Source organism: Pseudomonas sp. AC463 (genome assembly GCF_979253585.1).
Genome location: NZ_CEEDDZ010001032.1, coordinates 1 through 245 on the forward strand (window position 1 = coordinate 1; position 245 = coordinate 245).

A 245-nucleotide genomic window follows, 5' to 3' on the forward strand; every position below is an offset into this window, starting at 1 on the left:
ATCGCCGGGTTGACGGGCATCTTGCCCGCCTCAATGCGGGAATAGGCCAGGATGTCGTCGATCAGTCGCAGCAGGTCGGACCCGGCCCGGTGGACATGGCCGAGATCGGCGACGGTATCGTCGTCGTCCTCGTCCTCCGCCTCTTCGAGCAGCAACTGGCTGTACCCGATGATCGCGTTCAGCGGCGTGCGCAGCTCGTGGCTCATCCCCGCGACGAAATCGGCTTTCGCCGTGCTCGCCTGATT

1 protein-coding gene is annotated in these 245 nt (G+C 64.9%); it reads right to left on the reverse strand.

The features are described 5' to 3' along the window. Positions 1-245: sensor histidine kinase (locus AC0IYH_RS33385; RefSeq protein WP_471838710.1), on the reverse strand; the 245-nt coding region annotated here is incomplete at both ends.